The sequence below is a fragment of the Streptosporangium sp. NPDC049376 genome (assembly GCF_044466505.1).
Taxonomy (GTDB): Bacteria; Actinomycetota; Actinomycetes; order Streptosporangiales; family Streptosporangiaceae; genus Streptosporangium.
Map to the genome: position 1 here is coordinate 1 of NZ_JBITMT010000036.1, position 16,423 is coordinate 16,423.

The 16,423-nt window shown below is 70.6% G+C and carries 15 protein-coding genes; 5 read left to right on the forward strand and 10 right to left on the reverse strand.

The window, feature by feature from the left end; genetic code table 11:
* Nucleotides 1–91: 91 nt before the first annotated feature.
* Both ACIBVQ_RS39495 and ACIBVQ_RS39500 read right to left on the reverse strand, forming a co-directional pair.
* The gene (locus ACIBVQ_RS39495; RefSeq protein WP_399184076.1) at nt 92–247 is read right to left on the reverse strand and encodes a DUF4158 domain-containing protein; all 156 of its coding nucleotides are present in this window, start codon (nt 245–247) and stop codon (nt 92–94) included.
* 276 nt (nt 248–523) lie between these two features.
* A complete protein-coding gene (locus ACIBVQ_RS39500) occupies nt 524–1,123 on the reverse strand; it encodes a GntR family transcriptional regulator (RefSeq protein ID WP_352012133.1) in 600 nt (199 codons plus the stop codon).
* Between the two features lie 71 nt (nt 1,124–1,194).
* Here ACIBVQ_RS39500 and aceE point away from each other — a divergent pair, with 71 nt between their 5' ends.
* A complete protein-coding gene (gene aceE, locus ACIBVQ_RS39505) occupies nt 1,195–3,654 on the forward strand; it encodes a pyruvate dehydrogenase (acetyl-transferring), homodimeric type (protein ID WP_399184010.1) in 2,460 nt (819 codons plus the stop codon).
* A gap of 166 nt (nt 3,655–3,820) precedes the next feature.
* Here the strand turns inward: aceE and ACIBVQ_RS39510 are convergent, their stop codons facing one another.
* On the reverse strand, nt 3,821–4,960 hold the full coding sequence (locus tag ACIBVQ_RS39510; protein ID WP_399184012.1) for an FAD-dependent oxidoreductase: 1,140 nt from the start codon (nt 4,958–4,960) through the stop codon (nt 3,821–3,823).
* 167 nt (nt 4,961–5,127) lie between these two features.
* Here ACIBVQ_RS39510 and ACIBVQ_RS39515 point away from each other — a divergent pair, with 167 nt between their 5' ends.
* Entirely contained in the window at nt 5,128–7,059 is a 1,932-nt protein-coding gene (locus tag ACIBVQ_RS39515) for a hypothetical protein (RefSeq protein ID WP_399184014.1), read from the forward strand.
* Nucleotides 7,060–7,137: 78 nt separating this feature from the next.
* Here ACIBVQ_RS39515 and ACIBVQ_RS39520 read toward each other — a convergent pair whose 3' ends face one another.
* From ACIBVQ_RS39520 to ACIBVQ_RS39545, 6 genes are all read right to left on the reverse strand, one after another.
* A complete protein-coding gene (locus tag ACIBVQ_RS39520) occupies nt 7,138–7,494 on the reverse strand; it encodes a hypothetical protein (protein WP_399184016.1) in 357 nt (118 codons plus the stop codon).
* 189 nt (nt 7,495–7,683) lie between these two features.
* Nucleotides 7,684–8,232 (reverse strand): hypothetical protein, encoded by a 549-nt coding sequence (locus tag ACIBVQ_RS39525; RefSeq protein ID WP_399184018.1) that lies wholly within the window; start codon nt 8,230–8,232, stop codon nt 7,684–7,686.
* Between the two features lie 19 nt (nt 8,233–8,251).
* Nucleotides 8,252–9,136, reverse strand: coding sequence for an RNA polymerase sigma factor SigJ (gene sigJ / locus ACIBVQ_RS39530; RefSeq protein ID WP_399184020.1), 885 nt, complete (start codon nt 9,134–9,136; stop codon nt 8,252–8,254).
* 141 nt (nt 9,137–9,277) lie between these two features.
* Nucleotides 9,278–9,685, reverse strand: coding sequence for a hypothetical protein (locus ACIBVQ_RS39535; protein WP_362912803.1), 408 nt, complete (start codon nt 9,683–9,685; stop codon nt 9,278–9,280).
* Between the two features lie 83 nt (nt 9,686–9,768).
* On the reverse strand, nt 9,769–10,326 hold the full coding sequence (locus ACIBVQ_RS39540; protein ID WP_362785393.1) for a TetR/AcrR family transcriptional regulator: 558 nt from the start codon (nt 10,324–10,326) through the stop codon (nt 9,769–9,771).
* Between the two features lie 55 nt (nt 10,327–10,381).
* Entirely contained in the window at nt 10,382–11,191 is an 810-nt protein-coding gene (locus tag ACIBVQ_RS39545; protein WP_399184022.1) for an oxidoreductase, read from the reverse strand.
* Nucleotides 11,192–11,277: 86 nt separating this feature from the next.
* Between ACIBVQ_RS39545 and rph the strand changes: the two genes are divergently transcribed.
* A complete protein-coding gene (rph, locus tag ACIBVQ_RS39550; protein ID WP_399184024.1) occupies nt 11,278–13,914 on the forward strand; it encodes a rifamycin-inactivating phosphotransferase in 2,637 nt (878 codons plus the stop codon).
* A 32-nt stretch (nt 13,915–13,946) separates the two neighbouring features.
* Here the strand turns inward: rph and ACIBVQ_RS39555 are convergent, their stop codons facing one another.
* Nucleotides 13,947–14,870, reverse strand: coding sequence for an NAD-dependent epimerase/dehydratase family protein (locus ACIBVQ_RS39555; protein WP_399184026.1), 924 nt, complete (start codon nt 14,868–14,870; stop codon nt 13,947–13,949).
* Between the two features lie 213 nt (nt 14,871–15,083).
* Between ACIBVQ_RS39555 and ACIBVQ_RS39560 the strand changes: the two genes are divergently transcribed.
* Both ACIBVQ_RS39560 and ACIBVQ_RS39565 read left to right on the forward strand, forming a co-directional pair.
* Nucleotides 15,084–15,416, forward strand: a complete 333-nt coding sequence (locus tag ACIBVQ_RS39560) for a helix-turn-helix transcriptional regulator (protein ID WP_352012121.1) — start codon at nt 15,084–15,086, stop codon at nt 15,414–15,416.
* On the forward strand, nt 15,413–16,414 hold the full coding sequence (locus ACIBVQ_RS39565) for a hypothetical protein (protein WP_399184029.1): 1,002 nt from the start codon (nt 15,413–15,415) through the stop codon (nt 16,412–16,414). Before ACIBVQ_RS39560 ends, ACIBVQ_RS39565 begins: the two co-directional genes overlap by 4 nt.
* The last annotated feature ends 9 nt before the right edge of the window (nt 16,415–16,423 follow it).

Genomic DNA, 16,423 nt, shown 5'->3' on the forward strand with positions numbered 1-16,423 from the left:
CCTCGATCCAACCCCCGGCGAGGCCCGTGTCAACGCCCTTATGCCCCGGCGATCTCACACCTGGTTACGCGCAGAACTTCTGGATAGGCGCTTAGCCACTACGGCCGGGCCCAGCGGCCATCACGTCCAGCGTGGTGCAACCCGGCAGCTCACACCTCCGCCGGATCAGTTCCTCCAGCGCCACGTTGATCAGATCGGCCGGGTCGTCCTTGGACTGCACCGCCTCGCGGATCGCTTCCTCGGCGATCCACCGGACCTGGGGCGCGTCCTACCCCACGCCCAACCGCTCGCGGACGAACGCGCGACATCAACTGGCCGACATCGGCACCGCCCGCTGCAGCTCCACCTCTTCGGCCAGCCCCAGCGCGCCACGCACATGCCCGACCACCGCCGCCGGAACGTCCTGGACCTTCGGCCGCTGGTAGGACTTCAGTCACGCCACCAGCGCCATCGGCGGCCTGGCCTGGCAGGAGCGGGTCCGCCGGGCCGTGGCGGCCGTGCCCGGCGTGGAGACCGGGTGCGCTCAGTTGAGCGGGGCGTAGCCGAGGATGTGGTCGCGAAGCAGGGCCCCCGCGTCGGGGTCCCCGCGCTCGAACGCCGCCATGAGCGGCTCGTGGTCGGCGGTGTTCTCGCAGAGCCGCATCCGGAACAGCCGTATCGACAGGTGCGTCCACACCTCGATGCCGAGTGACTCCCACACCGCCAGGAGCACGTCGTTGCCCGAGGCCTTGACGATCTCGCGGTGGAACGCGACGCCGTGGCGTACCTGGTCGGCCACGGAGGAGGCGGCCGCGGCCTGTCGCAGGCCTGCGTGGTGGACCCGCAGCGCCTCGACGGACGGGTGCCGCAGCCGCACGGCCGTCTCCTCCAGGCCCGCCCGCACCTCGTAGATCTCGCGCAGGTCGGTCGCGGTGATCCGGCGGACCCGCGCGCCCTTGTGCGGCGACGACTCGATGAGCCGGAGCGCCTCCAGCTCGCGCAGCGCCTCACGTACCGGAGCCTGGCTGACGCCCAGTTCCGCCGCCATGTGCCGTTCCACGACGCGGTCGCCGGGCTCCCACCGACCGCTGATCAGGCCGTCGAGTACGGCCTGCCGGATCTGATCACGAAGCGGGAGTCGCATGACAGGTTTCACAGTCCCATAATGACGGATGGAAACATCCTATGATCGATCATAGGGTGTTTAATGGTGGTATGGAGAAGGACATTGACCCGCAGGAGACCGCGGAATGGCTGGAGTCGCTGGAGGCGGTCCGCCGGGCGGCAGGCCCCGAACGGGCCGAATACCTGCTGAAGCGGCTGGCCACGAGCAGCCGGTACATCAACACCGTGCCGACGTCGGAGGAGCCCGGCTACCCCGGTGACCTCGAACTGGAGGAGCGGATCGCGGCCTACGACCGGTGGAACGCGGCGGCGATGATCACCAGGGGTAGCCGACTCGGTCTCGGGGGCCACCTGGCCACCTATGCCTCGGCCGCCTGGCTGTACGAGGTCGGGTTCAACCACTTCTTCCACGGCGGCCATGACCAGGTCTACTTCCAGGGCCACGCGTCCCCGGGCATCTACGCCCGCGCGTTCCTGGAGGGACGGCTGACCGAGGGTCAGCTCGACCTGTTCCGGCGCGAGCCCGAGGGCGGGCTGCCGTCGTACCCGCATCCGCGGAGCATGCGCGGGTTCTGGCAGTTCCCCACGGTGTCCATGGGCCTGGGGCCGCTCAACGCGATCTACCAGGCCAGGTTCAACCGCTACCTGCACAACCGCGGCATCAAGGACACCTCGCTCAGCCACGTATGGGCCTTCCTCGGCGACGGCGAGATGGACGAGCCGGAGTCCACGGCGGCCATCACCCTGGCCGCCCGCGAAGGGCTGGACAACCTGACCTTCGTGATCAACTGCAACCTGCAGCGGCTCGACGGGCCGGTGCGCGGCAACACCCGCATCGTGCAGGAACTCGAAGGCGTCTTCAGGGGCGCGGGCTGGCACGTCGTCAAGGCGCTGTGGGGCGCCGAATGGGACGGGCTGCTCGGTTCCGATGAACTGGTGTCCCGCCTGGGCGAGATGCCGGACGGGCAGTTCCAGACCTTCGCCACCTCGACCGGGGCCTACATCAGGCAACACCTGTTCCACGGGCTGGACGTGCCGTACTCCGACGAGGACCTGCGGCGCATCGTCGGCGGCTCACGGGCCGGCCACGAGCCGCGCAAGGTGCACGCCGCCTACCGCCGGGCCCTCGACCACCGCGGCGCGCCGACGGTGATCCTCGTGCAGACCGTCAAGGGGTGGACGCTCGGGGCCGGTGTGGAGGCGCGCAACGCCAACCACCAGATGAAGAAACTCACCCGGGACGAGTTCCGCGCGCTACGCGACCGGCTCGGGCTGCCGGTGCCGGACGAGGCACTCGACGCGGACCTGCCGCCGTACCTGCACCCCGGGTCCGACTCGCCCGAGGTCCGCTACGTGGCCGAGCGCCGCCGCGCCCTGGGCGGGCCCATCCCCAACCGAACCGTCTCCCACCAGCCGCTGCCTGCGCCGGCCGAGCGGCCGTTCCAGTCCCTGGAGAAGGGGTCCAAGCAGCCGGTGGCCACCACGATGGCCTTCGTCCGCCTGGTCAAGGACCTCATGAAGGAGCCGGAGACCGGGCGCCGCTGGGTGCCCATCGTGCCCGACGAGGCCAGGACCTTCGGCATGGAGTCGCTGTTCCCCACCGCCAAGATCTACTCGCCGCTGGGCCAGCGCTACGAGTCGGTCGACCGGGACCTGCTGCTGTCCTACCAGGAGGCGGTCGACGGCCAGCTCCTGATCGAGGGCATCACCGAGGCCGGATCGATGGCGTCGTTCACGGCCGCCGCCTCCAGCTACGCCACCCACGGCGAGGCCATGATCCCGTTCTACATCTTCTACTCGATGTTCGGCTGGCAGCGGACCGGCGACCAGATGTGGGCGCTGGCCGACCAGCTCGGCCGTGGGTTCCTGATCGGCGCCACCGCGGGACGGACCACGATGACCGGCGAAGGGCTGCAGCACGCCGACGGGCACTCCCAGTTGCTCGCCTCCGCCAACCCCGCGTGTCTGGCCTACGACCCCGCTTTCGGCTATGAGGTCGCGGAGATCGTGCGCGAAGGGCTCCGGCGCATGTACGGGCCCGACGGCGAGGACGTCTTCTACTACCTCACCCTCTACAACGAGCCGCTCCCCCAGCCCGCGATGCCCGAAGGCGTGCGCGAGGGAATCCTCAGGGGCATCTACCGCTACTCCTCCGGCGGCGGCCAGGCCCATCTGCTCGCCAGCGGCACGGCGATCCACTGGGCGCTGGCCGCGCAACGGCTGCTCCAGGAGGAGTACGGCGTGGGCGTCGACGTCTGGTCGGTCACCTCGTGGAGCGAACTGCGCCGCGACGCGATGACCTCCACCGGAGTGCCCTACCTCCGGCAGGCCCTGGCCGGGACCGAGGGTCCGGTGATCGCGGTCAGTGACTGGATGCGCGCCGTGCCGGATCAGATCAGCCCGTGGATCGACCGGCCGTGGACCTCCCTCGGCACTGACGGGTTCGGCCTCTCCGGCACCCGGGAGTCCGTACGCGAGCACTTCGGCGTCGACCCACGTTCGATCGCCGACGCCGTACTCAAGTCCGTCGAGGAGACCGGCCGGAGATGACCGGCCCGGCTTCGCCACCGCTGCGGCCGAGCCGTCCGGGGGTGTCGCCCCGTTCCGCCGTACGCGGAGCGGGGCGGTACCTGACCGTGATCTCCAGGGACCTTCAGGGACCTTCTGGCCGACCCGGTCGAGGGGCGCCCGAAGTCCTACGCGCGAGACGCCGGTGTCACCGGTGAGGGCGGCCGATCGCCAGGTCCGTGAGACGTGGGTCGACTTCGGGAAACGAACCGTCGCCGAACAGGATCCGTGCCGCCAGGGCGCGGCCGGCACGACCGCGTAGCGCGGTCACCGCCGCCTCCGCCGCGGCAGGGGATCGAATACCGGCGAACACGCGGCGCAGCAGCAGCCGGCCGCGGAACCGGGTCCGCAAAGCGTCTCCGTCGTACCGGCTCAGCACACGCTGGTCGCCGGTACGCAGGTACCCGGCGATGACCGCAGCGGCCAGCTCGGACATGCGGAGACAGGGGTCCAGCCCACCGGCCGTCAGCGGCGAAACCGCGCCCGCCGCGTCTCCGACGAGCAGCCCGGCGGGACACGCCAACCGTCGCAGCACACCGCCGACCGGGATCGGACCACCTCGGCGCTCAACCGGCCCGGCCGACGGTGTGCCGCCGGGCGCGTCCGCGGCGAAGGCGTCCAGCAGGTGGCGGATGCCGGTGCGCATCGCGTTCGGATATCCCGCGACGCCGACATGCGCGTGTCGGCCGTCGTCGATGACCCACCCCAGGTACCCCGGGGCGATCCGCGGGTCCAGCACGCAGTGGAACGCCGGGGTGGTCGTGCCCGACGCGATCGGGTGGACGATCTCGGCGCCGACGAGGAAGCGCCGGTTGACATCAAGACCGAGATCACGGGCCACCCGGGAGCGGGCGCCGTCCGCGCCGACGACGAACCGGGTCGTCACCGGTTCCGCGCCCGCGAACCGTACGAACCCCATCGTCGTGCCGACATACCGTACGCCCAGAAGGACTCGTGCCCCGGCCGACTCCGCCGCGCGGCGCGCGTGTTCGTAGACGGCCGCCATGTCGGCCACGCGGTACTCGTCCCGGTCGCTGGTGAGCCGGATCGGTGCCCGCCGCGACGGCGGATACAGCAGCACGTCCCGGACACCTGGCCCGAGCAGACGATCCGGCACGTCGAAGTCGTCGAGGGTGCGGCGCACGAAGATCCCTGTCGTGCGGACGCCCGTCGACAGCGACCTGCGACGGTCGACCACCATCACGCTCAGGCCCCGTCCCGCGAGCAGGCGGGCCGTGCTCAAGCCGGCCAGCCCCGCACCCACGACCAGTACATCCACTGTCTGCATGCCTTGTGACGGTAGGGGCAGTGCCTCATCCATACGCTGGTTTGCACGCCACCTGCCCCATACCTCCACACCGTGGCCATACTCAAGACCGTGGAGCGTTCCCAGGCCCTCGGAAACGAGGAGATCCCGCCCGATCAGGCGACCAGACGGGATCTCGCCAACCGTTCTTGATCTGCCCCAGGAACGGCCCGCGGAGCCGCGCACCGTGCTCGGGCCGTGTATCCCGGCGTCGGGGTTGTCGCACCGACGGGTGGCCGCTGTCCGGTTTCACCGGGGCCGACCGACCTGGGCGGTCCAATAAGATCATCCGCATCGTAGCCTTACTCCAGGCCGCCGTCGCCCGCCACCGCTTCGGGCGTCCGGCCGCCGTCGCCGTCGCGCTCTACCTGACCGCCGCCGCCGTCGCCGCCGGGTACGACGGCGGGCGGTGGTTCGCCCTCGTCGCGACGGCGAGTCTCTGGCCGTGGGACGACGGGGCGCGGCTCCTGCCCGCGGCGATCGGCGTGCTCAACGCGTGGGCGCTGTGGCAGATCCTGCGCGGCCCGGCCTTGCCACGTGCCGGGGCGCTGCCGCGTGATGTGGTGTGGCTGCGGCGCCTGCTCTACACGGACGTGGCCGGCGACCTGCTGCTCTGGGAACTCCTCGACGAGGTGTCCGGCGTCGCGGAGTACGTCGCGCGCTGGGCCGTGTGGGCCGCCACCATGTTCCTGCTGGTGCGGGCCCTGGCCGGGGTGTCGGCCCGGTTCCGGGTCATCGCCCTCGGGCTCGGTCTGACCGGGGTGCTGGCCGCGGCGCTGCGGCCGTTCTCCGAGATCCCGTTGACGGCGTCGTTCCTGGTGGCGATGGCGGCCCTCGGCTGCAAGGTGATGATCATCGCCGGGCAGAGACGCGACAGACGGTTCAGCGCCGTCACGGTCGGCATCGGCTGGACCGCCCTGCTGGTCCCGCAGGTCTACTCGCTGCTCCAGATCGGACGGGTGGCGTTCGACGGCCTGTCGCTCGCGGTGCACGCGCTCGACGGGCTGCTCGTCGTGTGGGCGGCGCGCACCGCGCACGAGCTCGCCGCGCCCGGACAGGGCGTCCCGGCGCCGGGAACCGGCCGGACGCCGCGGCTGATCGCCGCCGCCTTCGTGCTCGCGCTGCCGGCTGCGGTCGTCGGCGCCGAGGAGGACGCCCGGCTCACCTACACGGTCGCGGACGAGGGCTGCCGCGACCGGCTCCGGCCCGCGACCGCCCTCGGGCCCGAGGAGCGGCGGCGGTCGTTCCTCTGCCTGGCCAGGAACGAGACCTTCGCGGCGAACGCGATGTTCCCCGAACGGCTGGCCGACCAGCGCGTCCTCGCCCACGGCGCTCAGCTGTGCGCGCTGCCCGGCGACCGGGAACGGAACGCGCTGCACGAGCGGGCCGGTGGTACGGCGGACGCCATCGAGCTGACCGCGGCTCTGGAGTACCTGTGCCCCGGCATCGTCGCCCGGCAGACCGCCGATGCGCACCGCCGTCAGGCAGAGCGTGACCTGCAGGAGGCCAGGTGGAAGGCCGAGGCCAACGCCCGGTGCGACGACCCGTGGCCCGGGACGCGGGCCAGACGGCAGGGCACGGCCGCGTACATGCTGCCCGAAGGCGGCGGCTACGCCGTCTTCGACGACCGTGACGACAGCGCAGGCGATCCCGGGGACATCTACGGCGACGGCGACGAGGTCGCCGACATCTTCGACGCCGTCGAGGACGGCTTCGTCGACGTCGTGGGCAGCAGCGCCGCCATCGTGACCAGAGGGGACGCGGCGATGTGCTTGACGGTCAAGGCGTTCGACCGCGCCCCGCCGCTCCGGCTCACCGGCTGGGACCAGGTGGTCGAGGTGGGCATCGCCAGCCGCAGCGGCCGCCTGGTCGTGCCGACGTACCCCGAGGGCGGCGATGGCGGTGCGGCCAGGCCGCTGCCGGACCTGGCCGTCGCCGGCCCGGGCCACTACCGCCTGCGAATCTACGCCCGCACGCTGCCGTGGGACGAGAACGACCCCGAAGCGCCGCTGGAGGAGCACCTGCTCGTCGTCCATCCCGGTCGCTCGACGGACAAGGTCGTCCACCGTCCGCGCGACTGACCTCGCCGCGCCTGCCTTCGTCACAAGGGTCGGGCAGACCCGCACGAGATGAGGCGCGAGGGCCGTGACCCCTTCGGCTCAGCTCGTCGTCAGCCGCAGCACCGCCTTTCTGCTGGACAGCGAGAGGGCCTGGACGGTGATGCCGTTGACCGTGACCGAGCCGCTTCCGCTGAAGTACGCCGAGCCGCTCACACCCGGCCCGCTGGACTTCACATGGACGCCGCCGGCGTTGAAGGACAGGGTCAGCTTGGTGATGCCGAAGCCGGGGTCGATCCGGAACGAGACCTTCCTGGTGATGGAGATCTTGCAGTTACCGTCGTAGCAGGCACGAAGGTTGGGCTTGGCGGCGGCGGCGAAGGCCGTGGTCGCGCCGGCGGGGACGATGGTGAGGGACACGGCGACCGCCAGGGCGGCGGTCCGGATTTTGCCGGACATGATCCTCCTCGGGTTTCCATCTGCGGACGGAACGGAAAAGTCCTGAGCAAGTTCAGTGTGCGCCTGTTCCTCCGGGTCCGCTCCCGGAACGGGCCCGGTTTCCCGTCGTGGTCGGAGCCGAAGGTCGCCGCCTGCGAGGCGCGGGCACCCCACAGCGCCACGGCGGTCCGCCGCGGACGCCCACGACGATCAGCCGTAGGAGGCCGCCTTCCTGGCGATGGCGTGCAGCATGACGCGGCGGATGACCCCGCTGAAGGGCCGGATGAGCCGCCAGTAGGCCAGCATCCTGCGCCGGGTGTCCACCGACCCGGCGGTGACCCGCGTCTCGGTGCGGAGCAGGGTGCCATGCTCAGTCGGGATCAGCTCGAAGACGGACGCCGACTTGGCGAAGCCGGGCACGTCATAGTCGCGGAACTGGCCGGTCGGGCAACTGCGGCGGAACTCCGCCGACCGCAGACGCCAGAACTGACTGATCGAGCCGAGCACGACATACCGCTGCGACTCGCTGGCCAGCTCGAACCAGCCCCGGCTGAGCATCGTGCCGATCATCGTCGGCGCCTCGTTCGCCCCTGTCGCCGAGAGCGAGCGGACGCTCATGAGCAGCCGCACCAGCGGAAGCTCACCGGGCGACAGCGTGTTCAACGCGGCCCAGACCGTTTCCGGCCGCTGCCGGATGTGCAACTCGTGGCGTTCGGAGCCCAACGGCTGCGGGATGAAGTCTTCCAGGACCTTCGGCATTCGCATGTCCCTTCGTTCGTCAGTTGTGCTGCGACAGGTGAGCAAGCTTTTCCGGGTTCGCCATGCCGTAGATGGCGCGTACCCGGCCTCCGGAGGAGTCCGCCTCGACGGTGACGACCGCGACCGGCCGGTCACCGGCGACGATCAGGGCGGTCGGCGTGCCACCGGGGAACGCCCAGCGGACCTCGCACCCCGCATAGCGGGGCCCGACGGCGGCCAGCAGGCGGGCCACCTTGTCGGCGCCGTGCACCGGCCGCAACGCGGCGCGGACCCGGCCACCTCCGTCGTTCCACAGCGTGACCTCGGGCGCCAGTACGTCGAGGAGATCGGTCACACTGCCTCCGACGGCCGCGTTCACGAACCGCTCCGCCGCCACCTGGGCGTCGCGCCGGTCGGCGGTGAAGCGGGGTCGCCGCGCGTGGACGTGCCCCCGCGCCCGGTGCACGAGCTGACGCACCGCGGTGGGCGTCCTGTCGAGAATTCCGGCGATCTCGTCGTACTCGTAGGCGAAGGCCTCCCTGAGAACGAACGCGGCCCGTTCGAGCGGCGACAGCGTCTCCAGAACGACCAGCAGACCAAGCGCGACACCATCACGGCGTTCCTCCCGGCCGTCGGCGCCCTCCTCGGTCCACAGCGGTTCCGGCAGCCACGGGCCGATGTAGTCCTCGCGCAGCCTGCGCGCCTTGCGGAGCTGGTCGACCGCCCGGTGCACGACGATGCGCATCAGGTACGCGCGCGGATGCTCGATCGCCGCGTGGTCGACCCTCTCCCAGCTCAGCCACGTGTCCTGCACGACGTCCTCGGCGTCGGTGACGCTGCCGAGAATGTCGTACGCCGCCGCGAACAGCAGGTTGCGGTTCGCGGCGAAGACCGTCGTCCGCTCGTCCACGATGTCGTCCGCCACTTCCGTCCCCCGACTCCCCCGGTTGCCTGCCTTTCCCACATAGGACGAACCCGTCGCCGGTCGTGTGACATCTCAGTCGACACGGCCGTTCCCGGTGTCCTCAAGGTCGAGTTCCACCGGAGCGGACCGGTCCTGACCCGGCTACGCATGGGCCCGTGTCCGGCGGCTGAGCTGCCTGCGGTGCACCACGAGACCGGCCAGCGTCAGCAGTGAGACGAGGCCGAGCTGCCACCAGTTGTCCGGACTGCCGCCAAGGTCCAGGTCGGCCGCGTGGTTCACCGCGTGCAGCGTGTTGGCGACGAAGAACCCGACCAGCACGATCGACAGCACGTCATGCCACACCAGCGCGCTCAGCATCATCAGTCCGATGCCGATCTGGAAGACCCCGGCGTCGTGCAGGAAGTGCACGTGATTGGGGAACCGGGCGAAGACCGCGAAGCCCGCCGGGTCGATGCGCATCCACACGCCGAAGACCAGCATCGTCAGCGCGCCGACCACCACGGCCACCTGGACGAAGGTCCTGGCCTGCCTGCTGTAGCCGTTCGTCATGTTGTGTCCCTTTCCTGTGCTCGCTCTGGTGATAGGACGAGCGCCCAGGGCGGTGTGTGACACGGCTCATCCCGCCTCGCCGGTCAGCCGACGGCGTCCGCGCCTTCCCGGTAGCCGACCTGCCGCAGGATGGTCACGAAGTAGGCCTTGACGGCGTCGGCGCTCTCGGTGGCCGGGTAGGAACCCAGGTGGTGCAGCACCGCGCCGTTGAGCAGCTGCTGGACGGCGTTCAGGTCGCAGTCGCCGGGAAGCTGCCCGCGCTCACGCGAGCGGCTCAGCGCGGCGTGCTCGGCCGCCGCGCGCCGTCCGCCGTGGGAGTCGCGGTACGCGCGCAGCAGTTCGGGGTGGTCGTCCACGGCGCCGTACAGCCGCCGCAGCATGCGCCGGTTGCGCGGGTTGCTCAGGTAGGTCGCCCAGTTGCCGAGCATGTGCTCGATGTCGGGCCAGTCGAGGGCGCCGGGGTCGTGATCGTGGTGCACCGACTCGATGGCCTGGATCAGCAGGGCCGTCTTGTCGGGGAACCGCCGGTAGATGGTGGCCCGCGTGACGCCGGCGCGCTGGGCGACCTGCTCGATGCTGGTTCCGCCCGCGCCACGTTCGATGAAGAGGTCGAGAGCCGCCGCGAGAACCGCCGCGTCCACCTCCTGGCTGCGCGGCCGCCCCGGTGGGAGTCGTCGAGGTCGTGTCACGGCGGCGCTATCCGGCCTTGGTGACCAGCGCGTCGAACGCGCGGTCGGGCAGGATCCGGTTCAGGGCCAGGAGTGTCCCGGCCAGGTAGCCGACCGGGTAGCGCGGTTTCGGCCTGGGTGATTCGACGGCGCTCCTGATGGTCCTGGCGACCACGGCGGGGGCGGAACCCCTGGTGTTGCCCTCGGCCCGGCTCGCCATCGACTCGGCCAGCGCGCCGTAGGCCCCGTGACCGGAGGTCTCGCGCAACTCGCGTGGCGTGTCCTGTTCGAACTCCGTCCTGATGACGCCCGGCTGTACGACCACCACGTGGACGCCGAAGGACCGGCACTCCTGGCGCAGCGAGTCGGAGTAGGTCTCCAGGGCGTGCTTGGAGGCGTGGTACCAGGCGACGAGCGGCAGCGAGATCTCACCGGCGATCGAGGAGACGTTGACGATCGTGCCTGAGCGCCGTTCACGCATGTGCGGCAGGACGAGCTGGGTGAGCCGGGCCGGGCCGAAGAGGTTGACCTCGAACAGGTGACGGGCCCGTTCGACGGGCACGTCCTCGACGGCGCCGTGCAGACCGGCTCCGGCGTTGTTGACCAGCACGTCGATCCGGTGCTGCTCGTCCAGGACGGCGTCCACGACGCGGCCCAGATCGTCCTCCCTGGTGACGTCCATCGCCAGAGCGTAACCGCCCGCCTGACGCAGTTCCGCCATCCGGTCCACCCGGCGGGCTGCGCCGTACACGATGTGGCCGGCCCGGCGCAGCTCCAGTGCGGTGGCGCGGCCGATGCCGGACGAGGCACCGGTGACCAGGCAGATCTTGGGAGTCAAGGTGGCGTCCTTCCCCTGTCGGCGACCCCTGATTTCAATACAGTACTGTACTGTATTGAAACATCGGGTGAGAGACAGGATCCGCCATGAGTGCCTATGTGCTCGGGCTCCACGACATCGATGAGACACGACTGCCCCTGGTCGGCGGGAAGGGGGCCAACCTCGGCGAGCTGTCCGCGATCCGGGGCGTCCGCGTGCCGCGCGGCTTCTGCGTCACCACCGACGCGTACGAGCAGGTCGTGGAACGCGACGCGTCGGTCAGCTCGCTGATCGGCGGGCTGGCCGGGCTGCGGGCCGACGACCGGGCGGGCATCGCCGCCGCCTGCGCCCGGCTGCGCGCCGCCGTCGAGGGCCTGACCGTGCCCGACGAGATCCGGCGCGACATCGAGCGCAACCTCGGCGACATGGGCGGCGCGGACGTAGCCTGCGCGGTCAGGTCCAGCGCCACCGCCGAGGACCTGCCGTCCAGCTCCTTCGCGGGCCAGCAGGACACGTACCTCAACGTACGGGGCGCCGAGGCGGTGATCGACAGCGTGCGGCGGTGCTGGGCGTCGCTGTTCACCGACCGGGCGGTGGCCTACCGCATCCAGAACGGCTTCGACCATCGCGCCGTACGGCTTTCCGTGGTCGTCCAGCAGATGGTCTTCCCCGAGGCGTCGGGCATCCTGTTCACCGCCGACCCGGTCTCGGCCAACCGCACGGTGGTCTCCATCGACGCCGGGTTCGGCCTCGGTGAGGCCTTCGTCTCCGGGCTGGTCAACGCCGACAACTACCGGGTCAGGGCGGGGCGGATCATCGACAGGAAGATCGCCGCCCAGACGAAGGAGCTGCGCGCTCTGCCGTCGGGCGGCACCGAGGAGCTTCCCGTCGAGCCCGCGCGGCAGACCGCGCAGAAACTCGGCGACGAGCAGATCCTGCTGCTGGAGAGACTGGGGAGGGAGATCGAGGCGCACTTCGGCCGCCCCCAGGACATCGAGTGGGCGCTGTACGACGGCGCTTTCCACATCCTGCAGAGCCGCCCCATCACCACGCTCTATCCCGTGCCGCCGGCGCACGACGGCAAGAACCACGTGTACGTCTCCTACGGGCACCGGCAGATGATGACCGACGCCTTCGCCCCACTGGGCCTGTCGTTCTTCTCGCTCCTGCACGACAAGCTGGGCCGTACGGCGGGCGCCGTGGCCGGCAACCGCTTCTACAAGGACGTCTCAGCCGAGCTCACCTCGGTCTGGGCCAGACCCGCCACGCTCAAGAGTCTCGACCAGGTCGACGTGCTGATGGCCAACGCGCTGCGGGCCGTGCTGAGGCGCAAGGAGTTCGCCGCCGGGCTGGCGCGCGGCAAGACCTCGATGCTGGACTTCGGCGAGGGCGGCGTGCTGCCGATCGTGCGTCACTATCTCAGGCTCGCCCACGAGGACGACCCCGGCGTCGTGCCGGACCTGATCGCGCGCACCGAGGCGACGGTGGAGCGGCTGCGGAGCGAGATCGCCGGCAAGTCGGGCGACGAACTGTTCGCCTGCATCATAGACGACCACGACGTGCTCGCCGAGCTCACCTTCGACCCGCGCAGCGTGGCGGCGGCCTTCCTCGGCATCCAGTCGGTGAACTGGGTCAACAAGCACATGGAGACCTGGCTGGGTGAAAAGAACGCCGCCGACGCGATCGCCCAGTCCGCCGACCACAACGTCGTGGCCGCCATGGGGCTCGACCTGCTCGACGTCGCCGACGCCGTCCGCGAGCATCCCGACGTGCTGCGCTACCTGGAGACCGCCCGGTGCGACACCTTCTACGAGGGACTGGCCGCGTGCGCGGGCGGGGCGGCCGTGGGTGACGCCGTCCGCGGCTACCTGGACACGTACGGGATGCACTGCGCCGGTGACATCGACCTCACCAGGACCCGGTGGAGCGAGGACCCGACGCTGCTCGTGCCGCTCATCCTCAGCGACATCAGGAACTTCCCGCCCGGGGAACGCCGCCGCAAGGCCGAACAGGGCCGCGCCGAGGCCGAACGCGCCATGAACGACCTGCTCGCCCGCCTCCGCGAGCTGCCCGGCGGCGCGGGCAAGGCCAGGAGGGCGGCCAGGAAGATGAGCCTGATCCGCCACTTCATCGGCTACCGCGAGTACTCCAAGCACGCGCTCCTTCTGCGGTACGAGATCTACAAGCGGGCGCTGATGAAGGAGGCCGCCGGGCTGGTCGCACGCGGGGTCGTCAAGGAGCCCGAGGACGTGTACTTCCTGTTCATCGAGGAGTTCAGGAAGGTGGTCAACACCGGCGAACTGGACTACTCGGTCATCACGCGGCGGCGGGAGGAACACGAGACCTACCAGAGGCTGACTCCGCCGCGGGTGATCACCTCGGAGGGCGAGGTGATCTCCGGCGCGTACGAGCCGGGCGCCCTGCCGGAGGGGGCGCTGGCGGGCATCGCCGTTTCGTCGGGAGTCGTGGAGGGCCGGGCGCGGGTCATCCGCAGCATGGCCGAGGCCGACCTTGAGGACGGCGACATCCTCGTCACCGTCTTCACCGATCCGAGCTGGTCGCCGCTGTTCGTCTCGGTCAAGGGGGTCGTCATGGAGGTCGGCGGGGTGATGACGCACGGCGCCGTGGTGGCCCGCGAGTACGGGCTGCCCGCGGTCGTCGGCGTGGAGGACGCCACCCGGCGGATCAAGGACGGCCAGCGCATCCGGGTGAACGGCGCCGAAGGGTACGTCGAGATCCTCTGAGATCGCCGGGGCGGCCCCGCCCCGGCGTGTTCTCAGCGAACCTTCAACCCGTCGGACACGCTCCGGTGCACCGGGGTCCAGCCCAGGTCGCGGGTGGCCTTGGCGTGCGAGACCCGCATCGTGGTGTCGATCAGCAGGCAGCCCAGGTACGGCACGGCCAGCCTGACCAACCATCTCGGCGTCACGACGGGACGAGGCGTGCCGTGCGCGCGGGCGACCGTGGTCAGGAAGTCGCGCCAGCTCATCGGCCGGTCGTCCACGATGTTGTACGCCTCCCCCGCGCCGCCGTGTTCCATGGCCGCGACCGTGGCCGCCGCCGCGTCCTCCACGTGGACGAAGGAGGTGGTCCCCGTCCTCCCTCGCGGGAGTACGGGAGCCCGCCTGCGCATCAGGTCCGCGAACATGTCGCTGAACGCGTTCCTGCCGTAGAACATCCCGTACCGCAGGGCGATGCCCTCGATGCCCTCCGCGTCGAACACCTGCCGTTCGGTCGCCACGCTGGAGTCCGTCACCAGGTCGCCCACGTTGCCGACGCGCAGCCCGAAGACGTCGTTCTCGGTCAGGACCCTGGTGCCGTGATCGCGGTAGCCGTACCCGGTGATCAGTGACTGGGTGACGAAGCGACGCGCGCCCACCACCCGCGATGCCTCAAGGAGGTGCGCGGTGCCCCTGTCGCGGAGGGCGATGGTGGGGTCGTCGGGGCGCAGCCTGAGCCCGGGTTTCCGCAGCGCCGTGGCCTGGTGCATGACCACGTCGGCCCGGTGCCCTTCGACCGCGCGCAGCAACCCGTCACGATCCATCACATCCGCGATCACCGGGAACGCGCCGCGATCCACGACGAGCCGCCGCTTGGCCGGATGACGGATGAGCGCGATCACCTCGTGCCCCGACCCGGCCAGCGCCGACACCAGCGGCAACCCGATCGCACCGGTCGCGCCTGCGAGCAGCACCCTCATCGCACCTGCTCCCACGCCTGCGGCCAACTCCACGTCCAGACGCCGAAGACCGGCGTGCGGAGCACGTTTCCCGTGACGGCCTGTGCCATGACGACCTCCTGTCTTGGTTGAACACATCAAAGGACGAGACGGCCGGCGCCGTTGTGACAGACAGGTTCACGGCGTGGATCACCACCACTACCTCTTCGCCCGCACCCTAGCTAGAGTTAGAGCATGGGTAAGCCTCCCAGGATGACCATCCCGACCCAGCTCGTGCTACGTGCCTTCCTCGACGACCCCACGCGGGAGATGTACGGACTGGAGGTCTGCGCCGCCTCCGGCCTGGCCAGCGGCACCATCCATCCCATCCTCGCCCGCTTCGAGGGCATCGGCTGGCTGGAGTCACGCTTCGAGGACGTCAACCCCCACGAGGCGGCCCGGCCTCGCCGCCGCTACTACCGGCTCACCCCCGACGGCGCCGAGAACGCCCGCCTCGCGCTCGCCCAGGCGCACACCAGGATCGGCACGCTGCGTGGCCTGAGCCCACGGCTGGGCGGCGGAAGTTGAGCGACCTCCCCCAGGGTTCCATCGCCAACCCCAGCAGGTTCGTCATCGACCGCCACCTCGCCCTCGCCCTCGACCGGGCTCTCGTCCACGCCCTCGACCAGGCCCAGCTCCTCGCTTCCGGCCCCGTTTACCTCCACTCCTTCGAAGATCGAAGCTTCAGCCGCACCAACGTCATCGACCTGGACCGCGCCCTGACCCTCGCTCGCAGGCTGGACCACACCCTCACCTTCGTCCGTACCTACACGCTGGACTTCCAGCGCGGCTCCCACCAGGCCCGCGACCTCGCCCACGCCCTTCACCACGCGCTCGAACGCACCCACGCCCTCGGCTTCGACCTCGACCGCATCCCCACCTACGAGCTCGACCTCGACTACGCCCGCACCCGCGCTCGCGCCCGGATCCTCGCCGACCACCTGGACGCCATGGGGCAGAGGGCCGTGGAGATCTCCGAGCACCTCGAAAGGCTCAGTGCGCAGGCGTCGCCGGCGGAGCCGGTCGTGGTGGAGGAGAAGGCCGTCCCCATATCCCGGTCGGCGGAACACATGGTGAGCCTCATGATGAAGCTGCTCCCGGCCGTACGCCGGGACCGCTACGCCGAGGAGTTCAACGCCGAGCTGTACGACCTGGCACAGCTGAAGTCCACCAGGACCGTGCAGGTCGTCTACGCCCTCCGGCAGTTCGGCCGCGTGTGGCAACTCCGCGAGGCCCTCCTGAGGCCGGACCGGCCACGGTTCCATCGGCTACGCCGGATCGCGTGCTGGGTGCTCGCCTCGGACTGGCTCACCTGGAGCCTGCTCGGCCCGCCGCTGGCCTTCGGCGTGATCAACGTGCATCTCTCCCAGGGGTGGGGCTCCGCCCTGTTCACCCTGCCGGGTGTCGCCGGCTTCTACGCCGGGGTGGAGTGGCTCCGCAAGCGCTGGGGCATAGAGGTGAAACGGCGGGACGAGTCAGCCGGAGAGCCGCCGAACGATGACCTGAACAAGCCAAGACGGCCCTGACGTCCCGGA

Bases quoted from the DNA above. Each gene is read 5' to 3' on its own strand.
- ACIBVQ_RS39560 (WP_352012121.1), top strand. From the start codon at position 15,084: ATGGGTAAGCCTCCCAGGATGACCATCCCGACCCAGCTCGTGCTACGT.
- ACIBVQ_RS39500 (WP_352012133.1), bottom strand. From the start codon at position 1,123: ATGCGACTCCCGCTTCGTGATCAGATCCGGCAGGCCGTACTCGACGGC.
- rph (WP_399184024.1), top strand. From the start codon at position 11,278: ATGAGTGCCTATGTGCTCGGGCTCCACGACATCGATGAGACACGACTG.
- ACIBVQ_RS39555 (WP_399184026.1), bottom strand. From the start codon at position 14,870: ATGAGGGTGCTGCTCGCAGGCGCGACCGGTGCGATCGGGTTGCCGCTG.
- ACIBVQ_RS39535 (WP_362912803.1), bottom strand. From the start codon at position 9,685: ATGACGAACGGCTACAGCAGGCAGGCCAGGACCTTCGTCCAGGTGGCC.
- ACIBVQ_RS39525 (WP_399184018.1), bottom strand. From the start codon at position 8,232: ATGCCGAAGGTCCTGGAAGACTTCATCCCGCAGCCGTTGGGCTCCGAA.
- ACIBVQ_RS39520 (WP_399184016.1), bottom strand. From the start codon at position 7,494: ATGTCCGGCAAAATCCGGACCGCCGCCCTGGCGGTCGCCGTGTCCCTC.
- aceE (WP_399184010.1), top strand. From the start codon at position 1,195: ATGGAGAAGGACATTGACCCGCAGGAGACCGCGGAATGGCTGGAGTCG.
- ACIBVQ_RS39510 (WP_399184012.1), bottom strand. From the start codon at position 4,960: ATGCAGACAGTGGATGTACTGGTCGTGGGTGCGGGGCTGGCCGGCTTG.